The following is an 18,682-nucleotide window of genomic DNA, read 5'->3' as shown; positions in this document are numbered from 1 at the left end:
CTACCCGTCCATTTTGCGTTAGGGATTGAGGCTTTGTTGGAGCTCCTCAGAGAGAGCGACTGCCGAAAGCCCGACCATCTGAAACTTACGTGAAAGATGGTAACGCCCAAATTAACATTAGCTACATTAAATAGCTCAAAATTAGACTATGCCAATTCTTTTCTGGTTTTAAGCATCCAACCGAAAGTGTCTTCAATCTGACCTGTTTTTATCGCGTTGAGCGTATCGTTGACTTTCAATCCCACCGGGCTCTCATCGGATACGTGAATGGTTTCTCCCTCTAGCCCGATTTCTTGAATATAGGCGATGCCTACTGCCGTCCCGGTACCAAAAGCTTCTTCTAAAGTCCCTTTATTTGAAGCCTCTCTGATCTGATCTAAAGTGATCTTCTGTTCGGTTACTTTATATCCCATGGATCGCAGTAAATCGATGACGCTAGCACGCGTGATACCGTGAAGTACAGAACCATCTAATTCTGGCGTGATAAATTCCCCATTGATCTTGAAAAAGATATTCATGGTGCCTACCTCTTGAATATACTTGTGCTCGTGTGCATCTAACCACAACACCTGGTCGTAGCCCTTTGCCTTGGCCAATTCTGTCGGTCGAATTGCAGCGGCATAATTCCCTGCGGCCTTAGCTTCGCCAGTACCACCGTGTGCAGCTCTAATGAATTGCTTTTCGGCCCAAAGTTTTATGCGTTTGCTAAAAAAAGGTCCGGCTGGCGATGCCATAATTATGAACTTATAACTGGTAGCAGCACGCATTCCGATGAACGGTTCGTCAGCATACATAAATGGTCTTAAATAGAGTGCGCTGCCTTGTTGTGGCGGGATCCAATTATGTTCTAAGCTTACTAATTCCTTTAATCCCTCCACGAATAGATCTTCGGGAAAATTAGGCATCCCCATACGATCGGCACTTGTATTTAAACGCTTTGCATTTTGCTCTGGTCTGAATAACATCGGCTCTCCTTGGGTGTCCTTGTAAGCTTTCATACCTTCAAAAATTGCTTGTCCGTAATGCAGCGCCATGGCTGCAGGATGGGTTGGGATCATTCCCATTGGGATAATTCTAGGATTCACCCATGCTCCATTTTCATAATCACAGATAAACATGTGATCAGTAAAAGTTGTTCCCAAAGGAATATTGTCGAAATCTAAGGCATCAATCTTTGATTGCTCTACTTTGGTAATCGGAATTGTGTAATTCATAATTATATACTTTTATCAGTTGGAGTGAAATTTGGAACTCAATGATGTACCTAGCACCTACTTAGGTGCGCTTCTCGATACTAATGTTCATACTTCACAAATCACTCGAAGTGACGTTTATTTTATATTTTTCGGTCTGTATCAAACTGTTCAAAATAGTCTGCGACACGTCGTACAAAACTTCCACCCAAAAAGCCATCCACCACACGGTGATCGAAGGACAATGACAAATACATCATACTTCTGATTGCAATTTCATCACCATTTTCGGTTTCGATAACTTCTGGTCGCTTTTTAATAATCCCTAGAGCCAGAATAGCGACTTCTGGCTGATTTATAATAGGCGTACCCATCACACTTCCAAAAGTTCCAACATTTGAAATGGTAAAGGTACTTCCCTGGATATCGTCAGCTTGTAAATTATTGTCTCTGGCCTTTCCGCTTAATTCGTTTACATCTTTGGCTAAGGCGAGTAAATCCTTTTGATCCGCATTTTTCACTACAGGAACAATGAGATTTCCACTAGGCAATGCTGTGGCCATTCCGATATTGATGTCTTCTTTTACGATGATATTCTTCCCATCGACTGAGGCGTTGATATTTGGAAAATCCTTTACCGCTTTTGCCACCGCCTCAACGAATAATGGTGTAAAGGTTAGGCGTTCGCCATATTTATCTTGAAAGGCTTTTTTGTTTGCATTGCGCCATTGTACCATGTTGGTAAGATCAGCTTCAACATAAGCTGTGACGTGCGGTGATGTATGTTTTGAATACACCATATGATCAGCGATCATTTGACGCATGCGATCCATTTCTACAATCTTTCCTTTGCCTTTATCAAAGGTTAATTGTGGAATGCGATATGCCGTTGGATCTTGCACTACAGGCTGTGCGAACTTGTAAGGTCTTCCTTCGTCGATATAATTGAAAACATCGCTCTTTCTTAGTCGTCCTTCTTTTCCTGTTGCAGGGATTCTTGCTAATTCTTCAAAACTAATATGGTGATCTTTAGCAATGGAAATGATCAATGGTGAAAAAAATGTATTCGAATTTGCTGTAGAAAACGAAGCGGAAGCAACAGCGGGTTGTGCCATACTTGGTTTTGGTCGTTTAGCGGTTTTCTTCTTAGCTGCTTCTGGTTTCTGAGCTTGCTTATCAGTACCTTTTGATTTAGGCTTTGATGCTACTGTACCATCTACTTTGATGATCGCGATGGTCTCGCCAATCTTTATGACATCGTTCGGTTGGTATAGAATTTCTTCAATAATACCGGTGACATTGGACGGCACTTCAGAGTCTACTTTATCCGTAGCAACCTCTAATAACATTTCGTCTTCCTCGACCTTATCACCAACATTTTTAAACCAAGTTATGATCGCCGCTTCGGTGATACTCTCCCCTAACTTAGGCATTTTAAATTCGAAATTTTCCAATGGTTTCTAACTTAAATTACAAGAAACAAAGATAGGTATTACGGCGTTTTTCGATTGTTAATAACTTCTAAATTCATAATAAAAAGGAATAATATCTTTAAATACTATATTTAAAAGAAATATTTCCTTTTATATTTGTGTAGTCAAAGATTTAAAAAATAATATTCTTATGGCTTATATTCTTGATAAGATCGATACTCAAATTCTCGGAATTCTCCAAAAAGACAGCAACCGCACCACCAAAAGCATTGCTGAAGAATTAGGCATGACCACATCTCCTGTTTTTGAACGTATTAAAAAGCTTGAACGCGAAGGTTTTATTAAAAAGTATGTTGCTGTACTCGACAATAAGAAGATTGGACTAAAACTTACAGTTTTTATTGGCATTACACTTCAAGGACATACACGTAGTTATCTTGAAAAATTTGTGAAGGAAATCAACAATTTTCCAGAGATTGTAGAATGCCATCGCGTGAGCGGTAATTTTGATTATTTGTTAAAGCTTGTTGTTGAAGATATCGAAGCTTATGAACACTTTATCATTTCGAAATTAACCCTATTGCCATACCTCGGTAATGTTCAAAGTTTGATTACGCTTTCTACTGGGAAAGAAACGAATGAGATCGACATTAGTAGAGTACTCTAATTATTTTTTGAAGGTTTCTCTGAGGGTTTTATAAGTATCCTCCTGCATTTTTCTGTTTTCTGGCACTTCGCGTAAAGGCTCGACCTCTTTTAGTGTTTCATGGCATTCTCGAGGCAATTGCTGATATAATTCGGTGCCTTTCGTTTTCCAAGCGATCATTTCATCAGAAACTTCCTTAATAACCTTGGCCGGATTACCGACGACCAAACTTCGTCTCGGGATAATGGTTTCTGCTTTGATAAAAGCCATTGCACCGACAATGCACTCATCGCCAATTTCAGCATCATCCATAATCACTGTATTCATGCCTATTAAGCAATTTCTACCTAAATTGGCGCCATGGATAATTGCACCATGACCTACATGTGCACTTTCTTTAAGGACGATAGATTTCCCGGGAAACATATGGACCGTACAATTCTCTTGAACATTAACACCATCTTCTAGGATGATCTGTCCCCAATCACCGCGGATAGCAGCGCCTGGTCCGATATAACAATTCTTTCCAATGATCACATTGCCAGTTACAGCGGCCAAAGGATGCACAAAACTGCTCTCGTGAACTACTGGAATATAGCCTTGGAATTCATAAATCATATGGCCCCTTTTAATTTTCCCAAAAGGGAAAGATTACTAACTGTATTAACTTTTATTTCAATCACATTTAAAACGTCTGCTTTTTCTCTATGCGAAGGAAGATATACCTTTACTTGAAACGCTTTAATGTTTCTTTGGTAAAATCACTTAGCACTAAACGGCCACTGATGGCTGCACGTTCAGCCAATAAGGTATCCCAATCTTCTGTACCTCTCCAGAACATCTGTTTCATTTCTTTCATGGCTTCGGTATTATAATTACATAGATTTTCCGCAAAGGATTTAACGGCTTCATCGAGCTCTTCTGTTGTTTCAAAAACTTGGGTAAATAAACCTTTCTGTTTTGCCCATTCTGCCGGATAAAAACTGTTGGCATCAATAGCAATTTGCGACATACCGCTTAATCCTAACTTGCGTTCAACGGCAGGTCCAACTACAAACGGACCGATCCCAACATTTAGTTCGCTCAACTTAATTGCGGCAAATTTAGTAGCCATACAATAGTCGGTCGCAGATGCTACACCTACGCCTCCACCCACAGTTTTACCTTGAACACGCCCAATAATAAACTTCGGGCATTTACGCATGGCGTTGATGACGTTTGCAAATCCGGAAAAGAAGACCTTTCCTGTAGCCTCATCGTTGATATTGATAAGTTCCTTAAAACTAGCACCAGCGCAAAATGTGCGATCACCACCACTTTTTAAAACGATGACTTTAATAGCATCATTTGTGCCTGCGTCTGTGATCGTTTGTGCCAGTTGAGCTAAAATATCTCCCGGTAATGAATTATGTGCAGGATGAAAAAACTCTATATAGCCTACACCGTTTTCAATAGTTTGTTTTACGTATGGTTGTGTCATGTTATTTCTTATTCCTCCTAATTGTGGAGTCTAAATTTATTTTCTAATTCTATTTAAATTCTTCCTACCGCTATGATAATATCTATTTAGAGTAATCCGAATTGTTCAAAATGATGATTGAAATGTTTTCTGTGGAATAAATGCCATTCGTATCGATTAAGATTTCCAAAGACAATATTTTTCAAGGTTGCCTCAGGATGCTCTTTAAAGTACGCTTCAAAATTATCATATGCTTCGAGTAACTGCTGCTTAGCCGTTTCTAAACTATCGTGAGTTAGGGTTTTCAGTTCTTCTTCTAGTCTAGGCGGCGCTCCGAAATTTCTCGGCATTTTTTCATAATTGTACAAAGTAGCATTTACCTTTTCTATGATCTTTTCAGGTGTAGAAAATTCAAAATCCTGAATTTCACCAGCCGAAATTCGCGTTGAGTATTCCAAGTGCTCAAGCATGTGCTGTGCTGTCATATTACCCCAAAGTGGCTTGGTATCTTCAGTTAGTTTACTTAGATATCCTTCAATTGTTGCTCTGTTGATCTCCACAAAAGTTTCCTGTTTCTTCTGAACCATAGTTAAAACAGTTGCTACCGCAACCAATTCATCTTCAGCATCAAAAATTTCAGCAAACCATTTTACAATTCCGCTCGGATGTTCAGCAGAAGCAACATCTCGATCTACTTTTTGCTTGCAAGTTAGCCTTACATAAATGGTATCATTATGATATAATGGACGCAGGAATCGGCATTCTTCTAATCCATAATTTGCCGAAACAGGGCCTTTATTCGGATAAACAAACAATCCGGCTGCTGCAGCAATGATAAAATAGCCGTGAGCTGTTCGCTTTTCGAAAATACTACCGTCTAAGGACGTAATATCGGTATGCGCGTAGAAATGATCCCAGGTTAAATTTGAAAAGTTAATGATATCAGAATCTGTTATCGTACGCTTATGGGTTTTCATTGACATTCCTGGTTGAATGTCTTCCCAATGGTACTTAAATGGATGCTGTTCGGCTTCTTTATACTTGGCATTCGCCTGATAAATTCCTGTAATTTCTGTGATGGTTGTTGGCGAACCTTGAATGGCGGTACGCTGCAAATAATGCTTAATTCCTCGCATTCCTCCCATTTCTTCACCGCCACCTGCTCGACCAGGACCACCATGAACCAAATATGGTAATGGTGAACCATGACCTGTACTTTCCTTTGCCATTTCGCGATTCATGACTAGGATTCGTCCATGATGACTTGCTGCATTCACCACATATTCGGCTGCGATCTTATCATCAAAAGTTGCGATTGAAGACACTAAAGATCCTTTACCCATCTGTGCTAATTGCACAGCCTCATCAAGAGTTTTATACGGCATAATTGTGCTCACCGGACCAAAGGCTTCACGTTCATGAATGATGGTATTTTTGAAAGGCTGGTCAGCTCGTAAGACAATCGGACTAATAAAAGCGCCTTTTTCTGCGTCTGCGCCAATGGTTTCTATCTTGTCTAAATTTCCATAGACAATCTGTGCTTCCTTCGCTAAGTCGTTCACAGAATCTTTTACTGCTTGAACTTGCTGTCGACTCACAAGAGAACCCATTCGGACTTCCTTGAGTCTTGGATCACCAATGGTTACTTTATCTAGTGCTTTACCTAAAGCAATTTGAACGTCTTCAACTAGATTTTCAGGTACAATGATTCTACGGATTGCCGTACATTTTTGTCCGGCCTTCACGGTCATTTCCTTCCTAACCTCTTTGATAAACAGATCAAATTCAGGAGTTCCTGGTACAGCATCCTCACCTAAAATAGAAGCATTTAATGAATCGGCCTCCATTGTAAATGGCACTGATTCTTCAATCAATCTTGGATGTGCTTTGAGCAATCTTCCTGTTGCTGCTGAGCCCGTAAAAGTGACTACATCTTGAGATTCTACAGTATCTAAAATCGTTCTTACAGTACCGTTAATTATTTGAAGTGCGCCTTCTGGGAGAATTCCAGAATCAATGATCGTTCTGGCAACCGCTTCTGCCAAATACGACGATGACGGTGCGGGTAAAACTACCGCAGGCATTCCGGCCATCCAGTTAACTGCGCATTTTTCGAGCATTCCCCAGACCGGGAAATTAAAAGCGTTAATATGAACTGCAACACCCTTTTTTGGAACCATGATATGATGCGCCATAAAACGTCCACCCCTTGAAAGATCTACAGGATCACCTTCCACATGAAAAGGTTGATTAGGAAATAATTTTCTTAAGGATGCATTAGCGAAGAGATTCCCGAAACCACCTTCAATATCAATCCAGCTGTCCACTTTTGTGGCGCCAGTTCTATAGCTTAAGTCGTAGAAAGCATCTTTTCGTTTAGAAAGATATAATGCCAATTTCTTAAGCATATTGCCACGTTCTTGAAAGGTCATTTTCCGAAGAACTTCACCACCTTTGGTTCGTCCGTAGTTGAGAATTTCAGGAATATCTAATCCTTCAATGGCAACGCTTGTAAAAGCTTCGCCTGTGACTGCATCCAAAATTGGAGTACCGTCCTCTTTACCTGTTGTCCAGTTTCCCTGAACATAATGTTGTATTTTTTCCATAATAACTTAAGCCATTATTCGTAATATTCTTCCTGTAATTTTTCCTTCAATAGACTTGACGTATCCATCCACAATTTTGTGCATTGGCACTGGCGTATTTCCGGGGAAATAGTCTTTATATTTTTCATAAGAATCTTCCACCAAATCAGAACAGATCACATTGATGCGTTTACCTTCATCGAGTTCGAGTGCGACGGCCTTTACAAAACTATTAATAGCACCATTGACTAAGGCTGCGCTCGTTGTCATATCCACAGGATCATCAGCTAAAATACCCGTAGATAGCGTTATTGATCCACCAGGATTTAGATAGTTCTTACCAATTCTAACGGTATTCACCTGACCCATCATTTTACTTTTTATTCCGATATAAAAGTCATCTTCCGACAGGTTATCTAGCTTATCCCATTTGGCATCTCCGGCGATGGCGACAATTGCATCTAATTTACCAACTGTTTTGAACATTGTTTCTAAAGACTTAGCATCAGAGAAATCCACTGAAACATCAGCAGCGGTCCGCCCTGCAACGATCACTTCGTGCTTTAGCTTTAACCGCTCACATACCTTTTTACCAATGGTACCGTTTCCTCCTATAACTAAAATCTTCATCTATACGCGTTCTAAAATTGCAGCATATCCTTGACCGACTCCAACACACATGGTCACCAAAGCATAGCGTTTTTGCTGCTCATGCAATTCTAAAGCGGCAGAATAAGCAATTCGTGTTCCGGTAACTCCAAGTGGGTGACCAATGGCTATAGATCCGCCGTTTGGATTTATTCTTGGATCATCATCAGCAAGTCCCCAAGCTCTTGTACACGCTAATGCCTGCGCAGCGAAGGCCTCATTTAGTTCAATAATGTCTATATCATCCATGGTTAAACCGGCTTTTTCAAGCGCTTTATTAGATGCCTGAACTGGACCGATGCCCATGATTCGAGGTTCCACTCCAACAACTGCAGAGCTCACGATTCTGGCTAAAGGTTTTAGGTTATATTTCTTTACGGCATCTTCTGAAGCTACAATCGTTGCCGCCGCACCATCATTGAGTCCTGAGGAATTTCCAGCAGTTACGCTTCCGCCTTCCTTTTTGAAAGCAGGTCTTAATTTTGCAAGTATTTCTTTCGAAGTACCTGGCTTTATAAATTCATCTTTTGAAAATTGAATAGGGTCTTTTTTGCGTTGCGGAATTTCTACGGTTACGATTTCTTTAGCTAAGCGTCCATTCTCTTGAGCTTTCGAGGCTTTCATCTGACTCCAATAAGCAAATGCATCCTGATCTTCGCGTGAAATATTATACTTCTCTACTAAATTTTCAGCAGTAACACCCATACCATCTGTGCCATACATTTCATGCATCTTAGGGTTGACAAAACGCCATCCAAAAGTAGAATCATACATTTTAGAATCGCCACCAAAAGCTGAAGAAGGTTTCGCCATAACGTAAGGTCCTCTGGTCATATTTTCCACGCCACCAGAAACAAAAACATCGCCATCACCTGCTTTTATCGCACGATTGGCGTGAATTATAGCCGACAACCCCGAACTACACAATCTATTTACCGTCTCACCAGGTACGGAAAATGGCAAACCTGCTAGTAAGGACGCCATACGTGCTACATTACGATTATCTTCACCGGCTTGGTTAGCACATCCCATAATGACATCGTCATAAGCCTCTTTCGGAATGTTGGGGTTTCGTTTTATAACTTCAGAAATTACAAGCGCACCCAAATCATCTGTCCGAACGGCCGAAAGTGTTCCTTTATAATTTCCTATTGGTGTACGAACACCGTCTATGATATATGCTTCTTTCATTTTATATGCCTGAAAAACAGGTTTTATATTATTTATTACTTTGTTTTATTATTCCTCCCACTCTTTTTGTGTTCTGTAAACCACACCTTTGAACAGCGCAACTAATTCGTCCCCGCGCTTTACCTCAACAATATTGAACCCTAGTTTATTATTCACTTTTTCAATAACCGACTCAGCTACCAAAACATCACCTTCCTCTAAGGCCTCAATATGATTTATGCTCGTTTCGATTGAGACAGCGTATTTACCATGCGTATTGGCTGCAAAACCGAAGGCAGTATCTGCCAGTGAATAACTAATGCCTCCATGCACGAAATTCATGCTATTGAGCATGTCTTTTCTAATGGTCATACCAACTTTACAACGCCCGATTTCACATTCCAAAATCTCTATCCCCAGCCATTGACTGAAGGCATCTTGACTTAACATTTTATATGGAATTGCTTCACCTTTCATTAAAAAACGTCTTATTTTCCCTATTCATTTTTCGCAATAAAGGACTGCAACGATAGCGGTCTTCGTGATATTCATTATAAAGCTCGTCTAATTGAGAAACGCACCAATCAATACCCTTTTCGTCGGCCCAAGCAAGTAATCCTTTAGGATAATTCACTCCTTTGGTCATGGCATTATCGATGTCTTCGGCTGAAGCAATATTCAAGAATAAGGCATCCGCAGCTTCATTAATTAGCATCACTAACACACGCTCAAAAATTCGCTGCGCCAATTCTTTATCCTCGTTGGGCTCCGGCTTGGAAGCACCTTCAGCATAGTTATAATAACCTCTTCCTGATTTGCGCCCTAAATAACCTGCTTCAGCAAAGCGTTTTTGCGTAAATGCCGGTTTATAACGTGGATCGAAATAAAAAGCTGTAAACACCGTTTCGGTGACCGTATAATTGACGTCGTTCCCGATGAAATCCATCAACTCAAATGGCCCCATTCTAAAACCGCCTAATGTTTTCAAGCTCCAATCGATAGTTGCAAAATCGGCGATGCCTTCTTCATAAATACGAAGGGATTCGCCATAAAACGGTCGTGCTACACGGTTAACAATAAAACCAGGTGTATCCTTAGCAACTGCAACTACTTTTTTCCAATCTGAAATAGTTTTTACTGAAATATCGAGCACTTCCTTTGAGGTTTGAATGGCTGGAATTACTTCAACCAATTTCATCAAAGGCGCTGGATTGAAAAAGTGAATTCCGATACAACGTTCTGGTTTTTGCAAGGAGGCAGCAATAGAAGCTATCGACAAACTAGAGGTGTTTGAAGCGATAATACAATCGTCGGAAACATAAGATTCTAATTCTGAAAACACCTTCTTTTTGATGTCTAAATTTTCAATGATCGCCTCTATAGTGAGATCAGAATCGGATAAATCCTTAAGACTATTAACGTATGAAATATTAGCCTGAATTCTTTGCTTTTCGGTACTATCAATTCGGCCTTTTTCAATGAGACGACTGAGAATTTTTTCAAGAGAGGCCTTTGCTTTGTCTAGCGCAGCATCATTAGTATCGTATAGTTTTACCTGACAATCTGCGGTTGCTGCAACCTGTGCAATTCCGCTTCCCATTGTACCCGATCCTATTATTCCTATATTCATTTTAGTTGTTTACAAAATGGTCCTTCACCTACACTTCGACTATGCTTAGTGTAATATCTAAGGACTAATTTTATTTAAAAAGGTAACTTCTTAACGTCGACATTTCCGCCCGATAAGATGATCCCTATCTTTTTGTTTTTAAACGTTTCTTTTTCTTTCATCACTGCCGCAAAAGGCACTGCACACGAAGGTTCTATAATAATCTTCATTCGTTCCCAAATAATTCTCATAGCATGAATGATCTCATCTTCTTCTACCCGAATTATTCGCTCTACATGGTCCTTAATAATTGGAAAATTACGATCGCCCAGATGTGTTCTTAATCCATCGGCAACCGTATCAAAACGCTCATTAGTTTCAATCTTTCCAGATATTAGGGAACGATAGGCATCATCGACATTCATTGGTTCGCCACCAATCACCTTACATTTACTCGAAAATGCTTTTGCAGCTAATGCCGTTCCAGCAATTAATCCGCCTCCTCCAACTGGTGTTAAAATTACGTCTAATTCTGGACATTCCTCTAATAATTCTATTGCTGCTGTTGCATTTCCATAGATCACTTCATCCTGATTAGAAGGATGTAAAAAAGACGCTCCTTTTTCGTTTTTTATTTTTTCTGCTGTTGACGCCCTAGCCTGCGGTGTAGATTTGCATTCAATAATTTCACCTTCATAAGTTCTTACAGCGTCCTTTTTAACCTGTGGCGCATTTTCGGGCATTACGATATAGGCTTTAACTCCCAATGATTTGGCAGCAAGAGAGACCGCCTGGGCGAAATTTCCTGAAGAATGTGTAACCACTCCTTTTTGTCTGTCTTCTTCAGACAAGGACAAAATAGCATTGGCAGCGCCTCGCATTTTAAAAGCACCCATCTTCTGAAAATTTTCACACTTAAATACCAGATCAGCGCCAATCATAGCATTAATTAAGCTCGAACTTAATACAGGTGTTTTATGAATAAATGGTTTTATTCGGTTGTGGACTTCTGTAAGACTGTTTTTTAAATTGTCCATTCCTGGGGACACTTTTTAGTTTTTATCTACCCTGAAAATTCGGTTTGCGTTTTTCAATAAATGCCGCAACACCTTCTTTATAGTCTTCACTTTGAGCTGCTTCGATTTGATATTTAGACTCCATATCTAATTGGTCATCTAATGAATTGGTCATCGATGCATTAAATAATTCCTTGATCATTCCCAAAGCCTTTGTTGGCATATTAGCTAATTTCTCAGCCAAATTATGAACCTCATCCTGAAACTGATCTATTGGAATCACTTTGTAGATCATTCCGATGCGTTCTGCCTCTTCTGCAGAAACTTTATCCCCAAGCATCGCTAGCGCTTGCGCTTTTTGAAAACCAATTAATCGCGGTAAAAAATAGGTTCCGGCACTATCTGGCACTAAACCAATTAAACTGAAGGCCTGAATAAAGCTTACCTTTTCGTGCGCAACTACGATATCACAAGCTAAGGCAATGTTTGCGCCAGCTCCTGCGGCTACACCATTAATGGCGCCAATTATCGGTTTTCTGATTTCTCGGATCTGTTTTATGATAGGATTGTAGTGCTCTTCTAATATTTTTTTGAATCCTGGATTAAGCTCTGGCGTGGTGACTTCTTTTAGATCTTGTCCGGCACAAAAAGCTTTTCCATTTCCTGTAAGAACGATAGCTCTTACTTCGGAATTTGATTCGCATTGGTTAAGGATTTCTTGCAGACTCAAGGCCATTTCACGATTAAAGCTATTGAAAACTTCTGGCCTATTGAGCGTAATGTGTGCTACTTTGTTCTCAATCTTTAAAAGAATGGAATTGCTCATACCTTTATTCTCTTTTTATTTGATTTTTAGTTAGTTGTTATCTGGTCTAAAGTCTTTCTGAAAACATTGAGAAACTTCAGAATATCATTTCAAACATTTAAAGTAATCGAATGGCTCTTGGCAATCATCACACTGAAACTGTGCTTTACAAGCTGTAGAACCAAACTGACTCACCATCCTTGTATTATGAGAACCGCAATTAGTACATTTTACCAATCGTTTACCTTCTAGTAAAACTGCCTTATCAGCATCAGCTTCTAATGGCGCTGCAATGCCGTAATCCTCAAGCGCTTTTCGACCACGTGGCGTTATCCAATCTGTTGTCCATGCAGGATGTAAAATAAGATCGATCTCTGCTTCATATCCTGCCTTCTTCAATGCCGTTTTAATGTCATCTCCAATCACGTCCATTGCCGGACAACCACTATAGGTCGGTGTAATTTCGACCTTAACCTTTCCATCTATTAACTTTGCAGAACGCACTACACCCATATCCATAATAGACAATACAGGAATCTCTGGGTCCGAAACTTCTTCTAGTATTGGAATTAATATGTCGTCAATATGTTGCTCTGTGATTGTCATATATTTTACCACTCCATATTCGGATAGGTGCGCTGCATATATTGTAATTCTGCTAAAATATATCCCAAATGCTCTGTATGAACACCATTTTTACCTCCCTTTTGGAAGTACTTGGTTTCTGGCACTTCTAAAGTTGCCTCTTCTAAAACCTCGGCAACATAAGCGTAATAAGCAGTTTTCAAATTAGTCACATCTACGCCGATACCTTCTGCTACGACTGCTTTGTCTGCTTCCGTTTGATGGAATAATTCATCTGTGTACATCCAAAGGTCATTAATAGCTTCTTGCATTTTCTCTCGGCTTTCTTCAGTGCCATCACCTAGTCGTCGCACCCAATCAGAGGAGAATCGTTCGTGGTAACTTACTTCCTTCACACATTTGTTAGCGATCGCAGATAGGGTTAGATCAGGACTTTTTTGCAACTCCTTTAAGAAGGCCAAGTGATAAGCATCAAACAAAAATTGCCTTGCTATGGTGTATGCAAAATTAGTATTTGGTTGTTCTACCAGAAGTACGTTTTTGTATTCGCGCTCTTTTCTGAGCATGGCAATATCATCCTCAGAGCGTCCGTCACCAGCGATCTTTCCTGCATATTGAAAATAGCTTCTTACCTGACCAAATAAGTCTAGTGAAATATTGGTACAAGCAATATCTGTTTCTAAGTTTGGACCATGGCCTGTTAGCTCACCTAGGCGTTGACCTAAGATCAAACTATTGTCAGCGATACCGAGAATATAGTTGTATAAATTTTCGTTTTTCATTTTTTGACTTTTATGATAGGAAACATGTGCAACACTTCGACTGCGCTCAGTGTGACAATTCATGCGAGCATATCAACGTTGAATTACATATGCTTTACTTCGTCTGGAACATCATAAAACGTAGGATGACGATATACTTTATCTTGAGCAGGCTCAAATAACTCGCCATTGTTTTCTGGGTTTGAAGCTGTAATATGCTTTGATTCTACAACCCAAATGCTTACGCCTTCATTTCGACGCGTGTAGACATCTCTAGCATTTTCGAGTGCCATGTCGGCATCTGCAGCATGTAAACTTCCAAAATGTCTGTGTTCCAATCCGTTTTTACTTCGAACGAAGATTTCCCATAGAGGCCAATTCTTTGTTGCCATATCGTTGTTGTTTTAAACTGCTTCTTTTTCTTTTCTTGCACGTTTCTTTTCTGCGTAAGCCATAGCTGCATCGCGCACCCATGTTCCACGTTCCCAAGCACCAACACGTGCCTTCATACGTTCTTTATTCATTGGTCCATGACCTTTAACTACTTGCCAGAATTCGTCCCAATCGATTTCACCAAAATCGTAACTCTGGCGTTCTTCATTCCACTTTAAATCAGGGTCTGGAATTGTTAATCCGAGAACATCGGCTTGAGGCACAGTTTGGTCAATAAACTGCTGACGTAATTCGTCATTTGTTTTACGTTTAAGTTTCCACTTCATGGATTGCTCAGTATGAACCGATTTATCATCCGTTGGTCCTAGCATCATTAAACTTGGCCACCACCATCTGTTCAAGGCATCTTGTGCCAACTCTTTTTGTTCTGGTGTACCATTTGCCAATTTCAACATGATCTCGAAGCCTTGTCTCTGGTGAAAACTTTCTTCTTTACATACACGGATCATTGCTCTGGCGTATGGGCCATAAGAAGTATTACAAAGTGGCACCTGATTAATGATTGCAGCACCATCAACTAACCAACCAATAGCACCCATATCAGCCCATGTTAGTGCTGGATAATTAAAAATACTAGAGTATTTGGCTTTGCCCGTGTGTAATTGCTCGTATAATTCATCTCTAGTTACACCAAGCGTTTCGCACGCGCTATATAAGTAGAGTCCATGACCAGCTTCATCCTGTACTTTTGCTAACAACGCTACTTTACGTCTAAGAGATGGCGCACGTGTGATCCAGTTACCTTCTGGAAGCATTCCGACGATCTCTGAATGGGCATGTTGAGATATTTGTCGGATGTGAGTCTGGCGGTATTTCTCTGGCATCCAGTCCTTAGGCTCGATCTTTTCATCGCGCTCAATACGCTCATTAAAATTTCTTTCTAAACTTCTAATTTGTTCTTCACTCATTTTTTTTGGCTTTGTGCTATTGGCTCAAGTCCACAAGCAAATTTTAATTTAATTTCTTTTTCATTTATGTTGATTTGATGCTTCAAACTAGACATCAAAGTCTACGACTACTTTATCAGTTGTTGGCACAGCCTGACAACTTAAAACAAAATTTTGGGCGACTTCTTTATCTTCTAAAGCATAGTTGATTTTCATTTCAACTTCACCTTCAGTCACCTGACATTTACAGGTACTACAAACACCACCTTTACAGGCAAATGGTAAATCCGCACCAGCATTTAATGCTGCATCGAGGATATTGTCGTAATCGCTCGTCATGGTGAATAAGAATTCCTTTCCACCATCGACAATGATCACTTCTGTACCTTCTACGTTTTGTTTTGCTAAACGTTCTTGGCGTTTAATGTCCTCTTCGGATAAACCTGTAACAAACAATTCGAAATGAACTAATTCTTTGGGCAATCCTGCATTGATCAAATATTCGCTTACGTAGTTCACCATTTTTTCAGGACCACATAAAAATACTTCGTTGGTATCTGGAATGTCGATGAAGGTCTTAGTGAGGACTTTCATTTTATCATCGTCGAATCGTCCGTTAAATAATTCAATATCGCGACGCTCCTGAGTTAAGAAATAATATATTTCAAGTCTTCCGAAGTACTTATTCCGAAGTTGTTCAAGTTCTTCCTTAAAGATAATTGATTTTGCGGTCTTATTCACATAAAATAACTTGCAAGTAGAATTAGGTTCAGCTTCCAGATGTGTTTTTATCATGGATATTACGGGTGTAATTCCACTTCCAGCGGCAAAGAATAAATAGTTTTTGTCGTTATCCGCATGGCTATCTACTCCGAATGTGCCACTTGGTGCCATCACTTCAATAACATCTCCAGTCTGAAGCTCTTCGTTGATATAGGTTGAAAATTTACCACCAGGGATTTGTTTGACCGCAACTTGCCACTTGGCTTCGTTAGGACTTGAACAAAGCGAATATGAACGGCGTACATCTTCGCCATTGATATCAGCTTTCAGGGTAAGATGTTGTCCCTGTCTAAACTTAAACGCCTCTACTAAATTTGAAGGTACTTCAAAAGTAACCACAGAAGTATCTTCTGTTTCTTTGTAAATATCTTCAACTTTTAAGTTATGGAACTCCGCCATTCAATTATAAAATTTCAAACTAACACTTGTTAGTTTATTCAGCAAAGTTATAAAATTAAATCTAAACTATTTGTTAATTCCGGTAATTAGGATTTGATGGAGTGATGTTGTTAGTTCTTTAAGATCTAGATCTTCTTTCTTCGGTATCCAAATGTAAAGTGAGCGCAGTGTCGTTAATATTGAAAACATCATTACTTCAGGCTTTTCGTTTATGATTTCTCCGGAAGTAATACCTTCTTCTAGAATATGCCTAAAGTCATCTTCGTAATCCGTTCGTAGTTTTTTATAATAAGCGCGTTTTTCTGTGAGATGCATCCAATCATTATTTAGTGATGCCATGCCATAAATGTTCTGACTAGAAAGTTTCACATGTAACTCGATGATCTCTTTTAGTTTGCCTATACAACTCTGATCAGAAGTCTGAATCTCCTTCATTCCTGCCGTGAAAGCTTCAGCTAGATTGATGATGATCTCATCGAGAATATCTTGTTTAGAATTGATATGGTTGTACAAACTTGCCGCTTTAATACCCATTTCTGCAGCGAGATCGCGCATAGTTACTGCGCTATATCCTTTCTCCTTGAATAACCTTGCGGCTACTCTAATGATTTCATCTTTTCGGGTTTCAGTTTTACTCAAAGTTTGAAGTCGATGGTTTTAAAAGATTCTATAGACTCAATCGGTGTTGTATTGTATTTCAGTGTCCAGCCTAAGGATTTTGTTAGGATATAAAATTTAGATAACTCGCTAAGCAGTCTATTTTGTGCGTTCGACTTTAGTTCGGAACTATCAATTTTTTTCATAAGAGAAGCTTTTACCGTTTCTTTGATGTCATTGTAGTCTTTGGCTTCAAATTGATTTAAGAAATCTGCCTGAATATCATAATATTCAAGATCTGGATTAATATTTATTTCTTCATCGGGAATATTCAGAATTTGCAGCGTTTTAGAATCTTCATCGATTTTATATTCTAACTTGCTAAGATCATATCCGACGGTGACATCTGCATTTACGATTACAATGGCCTGTTTTTCGGCTTCAAGCCAATCACCAAATATCGACTTGGAATTCTTATAGGTAAACACCTCACTAAAATGTCCTTCTGTGACTACAAGTTTCCCCACATTCTTAATTTGCTCCTGAATTAATGTTGAGTTTTCCTGAAGCACAATTTTGTCCTCAGATTTTTCCCCACAGTATTTAAAAGTGAATAAGACGACTAGGGTTATGACAACTCCAAATAGAATTTTTCGCATAGGCTAATTTAACTAAATTACCGTTTAAACGGTCAAAAAAAGGGGTTATTAAATCCTATTTTTTTGCTGTACATCTTATTTCGAAGTATATCATCCCAGAAAATTGCAAAACATCTTAAATCTGTAAATCCTTCGCTAAAAGCCCGTAACTTTAGTAGTAGATACATAGCATATTATAGCCTCAAATCTAAATGTGATCATTATGTATAAGACACTATTTTCGCTACTTATGTTGTTTTTGACTATTAGTCTTAATGGTCAGAATACTGTGCTGCTCAAAAATTTCAATCCGAAAGCAAAGGAACTCAAACATCAACTCAATAAAACTAGAGATAGTTTAGTTTTAGGTTGTGAACAAAAGATTTTAAAGGTTGAAATCTTTAATGAAGATTTCGAAAAAATAGTAATGCTTGATCAATCCGATGCTAAAATTTCAATTTCTGACTTGCCAATTGGAGAATTTGTAGTTGAAGCTAAACTCGAAGACAAAGTTATTTTGATGGAAATTGTACGCTATGAAAGAGATGACACCTCATCACAGAACTCTACAAAGGACGGCAAAAATGCATCTTATGATAGTGCTATTATGTTAGATGAAAACATGAAACCCATTAATGGTTCGTCGAACATTAAAATTGAAAACATGCTTTCTCCGAATAAGCACAATGCAATCGACAACAATAAAAAATTCTTTTGGGTAATTCTCAAAATCAACGATAAAACTGGTTCAAGTAAAACCATGAAATTGGTCGATGAATCCCTGGCCAAAAAATTGATCAAAAGGAATAAATTGGAAGCCAATAATAGCTCTGGCAAAACGAATGAATTAAAAGTTTGGGAAGTTTATGATTCGGCAAAATTCTTACGTGCCCAACTAGCTGATCCCAATTATATCAATTCTACGTCTTCAGATCTGTTCAATGTTATTCCGTTTTATGTTACTTCAAGCACTACAATTGCAGTGAATTTGAAATAGTTCCCTGGCATTTTCTAT

The 18,682-nt window shown here is 39.1% G+C and carries 20 protein-coding genes; 2 read left to right on the top strand and 18 right to left on the bottom strand.

The annotated features are described in order from the left end of the window. Positions 1–146: 146 nt before the first annotated feature. Together DDY94_RS14760 and DDY94_RS14755 are read right to left on the bottom strand one after the other, a co-directional pair. Positions 147–1,214: a branched-chain amino acid aminotransferase gene (locus DDY94_RS14760; RefSeq protein WP_111685344.1), complete on the bottom strand. Its 1,068-nt coding sequence runs from the start codon at positions 1,212–1,214 to the stop codon at positions 147–149. A gap of 122 nt (positions 1,215–1,336) precedes the next feature. Continuing rightward, the gene (locus DDY94_RS14755) at positions 1,337–2,626 is read right to left on the bottom strand and encodes a dihydrolipoamide acetyltransferase family protein (protein WP_111685410.1); all 1,290 of its coding nucleotides are present in this window, start codon (positions 2,624–2,626) and stop codon (positions 1,337–1,339) included. Positions 2,627–2,816: 190 nt separating this feature from the next. Between DDY94_RS14755 and DDY94_RS14750 the strand changes: the two genes are divergently transcribed. Further along, a complete protein-coding gene (locus DDY94_RS14750; RefSeq protein WP_111685342.1) occupies positions 2,817–3,293 on the top strand; it encodes an Lrp/AsnC family transcriptional regulator in 477 nt (158 codons plus the stop codon). Here DDY94_RS14750 and DDY94_RS14745 read toward each other — a convergent pair whose 3' ends face one another. The 16 genes from DDY94_RS14745 to DDY94_RS14670 form a co-directional block, all read right to left on the bottom strand. Continuing rightward, entirely contained in the window at positions 3,294–3,890 is a 597-nt protein-coding gene (locus DDY94_RS14745) for an acyltransferase (protein ID WP_111685340.1), read from the bottom strand. Positions 3,891–3,999: 109 nt separating this feature from the next. Beyond that, positions 4,000–4,752, bottom strand: coding sequence for an enoyl-CoA hydratase/isomerase family protein (locus DDY94_RS14740; RefSeq protein WP_111685338.1), 753 nt, complete (start codon positions 4,750–4,752; stop codon positions 4,000–4,002). An 86-nt stretch (positions 4,753–4,838) separates the two neighbouring features. Beyond that, positions 4,839–7,337 (bottom strand): phenylacetic acid degradation bifunctional protein PaaZ, encoded by a 2,499-nt coding sequence (gene paaZ, locus DDY94_RS14735; RefSeq protein WP_111685336.1) that lies wholly within the window; start codon positions 7,335–7,337, stop codon positions 4,839–4,841. Between the two features lie 6 nt (positions 7,338–7,343). Further along, positions 7,344–7,946: a short chain dehydrogenase gene (locus DDY94_RS14730; protein WP_111685334.1), complete on the bottom strand. Its 603-nt coding sequence runs from the start codon at positions 7,944–7,946 to the stop codon at positions 7,344–7,346. Beyond that, on the bottom strand, positions 7,947–9,155 hold the full coding sequence (gene pcaF / locus DDY94_RS14725) for a 3-oxoadipyl-CoA thiolase (protein ID WP_111685332.1): 1,209 nt from the start codon (positions 9,153–9,155) through the stop codon (positions 7,947–7,949). Positions 9,156–9,203: 48 nt separating this feature from the next. Then, positions 9,204–9,611, bottom strand: coding sequence for a PaaI family thioesterase (locus DDY94_RS14720; RefSeq protein ID WP_111685330.1), 408 nt, complete (start codon positions 9,609–9,611; stop codon positions 9,204–9,206). After that, entirely contained in the window at positions 9,601–10,764 is a 1,164-nt protein-coding gene (locus DDY94_RS14715) for a 3-hydroxyacyl-CoA dehydrogenase NAD-binding domain-containing protein (RefSeq protein ID WP_111685328.1), read from the bottom strand. The genes DDY94_RS14720 and DDY94_RS14715 overlap by 11 nt, the downstream gene beginning before the upstream one ends. Before the next feature lie 74 nt (positions 10,765–10,838). Then, entirely contained in the window at positions 10,839–11,780 is a 942-nt protein-coding gene (locus DDY94_RS14710; RefSeq protein WP_111685326.1) for a pyridoxal-phosphate dependent enzyme, read from the bottom strand. A gap of 22 nt (positions 11,781–11,802) precedes the next feature. Then, on the bottom strand, positions 11,803–12,585 hold the full coding sequence (locus tag DDY94_RS14705; protein ID WP_111685324.1) for an enoyl-CoA hydratase-related protein: 783 nt from the start codon (positions 12,583–12,585) through the stop codon (positions 11,803–11,805). Positions 12,586–12,669: 84 nt separating this feature from the next. Continuing rightward, entirely contained in the window at positions 12,670–13,170 is a 501-nt protein-coding gene (paaD, locus tag DDY94_RS14700) for a 1,2-phenylacetyl-CoA epoxidase subunit PaaD (protein WP_111685409.1), read from the bottom strand. Positions 13,171–13,175: 5 nt separating this feature from the next. Then, the gene (paaC, locus tag DDY94_RS14695; RefSeq protein ID WP_111685322.1) at positions 13,176–13,931 is read right to left on the bottom strand and encodes a 1,2-phenylacetyl-CoA epoxidase subunit PaaC; all 756 of its coding nucleotides are present in this window, start codon (positions 13,929–13,931) and stop codon (positions 13,176–13,178) included. An 83-nt stretch (positions 13,932–14,014) separates the two neighbouring features. Continuing rightward, entirely contained in the window at positions 14,015–14,302 is a 288-nt protein-coding gene (gene paaB, locus DDY94_RS14690) for a 1,2-phenylacetyl-CoA epoxidase subunit PaaB (RefSeq protein WP_111685320.1), read from the bottom strand. Positions 14,303–14,314: 12 nt separating this feature from the next. Beyond that, positions 14,315–15,271 (bottom strand): 1,2-phenylacetyl-CoA epoxidase subunit PaaA, encoded by a 957-nt coding sequence (gene paaA / locus DDY94_RS14685; RefSeq protein WP_111685318.1) that lies wholly within the window; start codon positions 15,269–15,271, stop codon positions 14,315–14,317. 87 nt (positions 15,272–15,358) lie between these two features. Next, the gene (gene paaE, locus DDY94_RS14680; RefSeq protein ID WP_111685316.1) at positions 15,359–16,432 is read right to left on the bottom strand and encodes a 1,2-phenylacetyl-CoA epoxidase subunit PaaE; all 1,074 of its coding nucleotides are present in this window, start codon (positions 16,430–16,432) and stop codon (positions 15,359–15,361) included. Between the two features lie 66 nt (positions 16,433–16,498). Next, on the bottom strand, positions 16,499–17,071 hold the full coding sequence (locus tag DDY94_RS14675) for a TetR/AcrR family transcriptional regulator (protein WP_111685314.1): 573 nt from the start codon (positions 17,069–17,071) through the stop codon (positions 16,499–16,501). Continuing rightward, positions 17,068–17,688 (bottom strand): DUF4230 domain-containing protein, encoded by a 621-nt coding sequence (locus DDY94_RS14670; protein WP_111685312.1) that lies wholly within the window; start codon positions 17,686–17,688, stop codon positions 17,068–17,070. Before DDY94_RS14670 ends, DDY94_RS14675 begins: the two co-directional genes overlap by 4 nt. Before the next feature lie 202 nt (positions 17,689–17,890). On the opposite strand from DDY94_RS14670, the gene DDY94_RS14665 reads away from it, so the two are divergent. Continuing rightward, positions 17,891–18,664, top strand: coding sequence for a hypothetical protein (locus DDY94_RS14665; protein WP_157957341.1), 774 nt, complete (start codon positions 17,891–17,893; stop codon positions 18,662–18,664). Positions 18,665–18,682 lie beyond the last annotated feature (18 nt).

Origin of the sequence: Winogradskyella tangerina (genome assembly GCF_003260205.1) — a bacterium.
In the GTDB taxonomy this organism is placed as follows: Bacteria; Bacteroidota; Bacteroidia; order Flavobacteriales; family Flavobacteriaceae; genus Winogradskyella; species Winogradskyella tangerina.
Note: the sequence above shows the minus strand (reverse complement) of the source record. Positions and strands in the feature narration are given on the sequence as shown.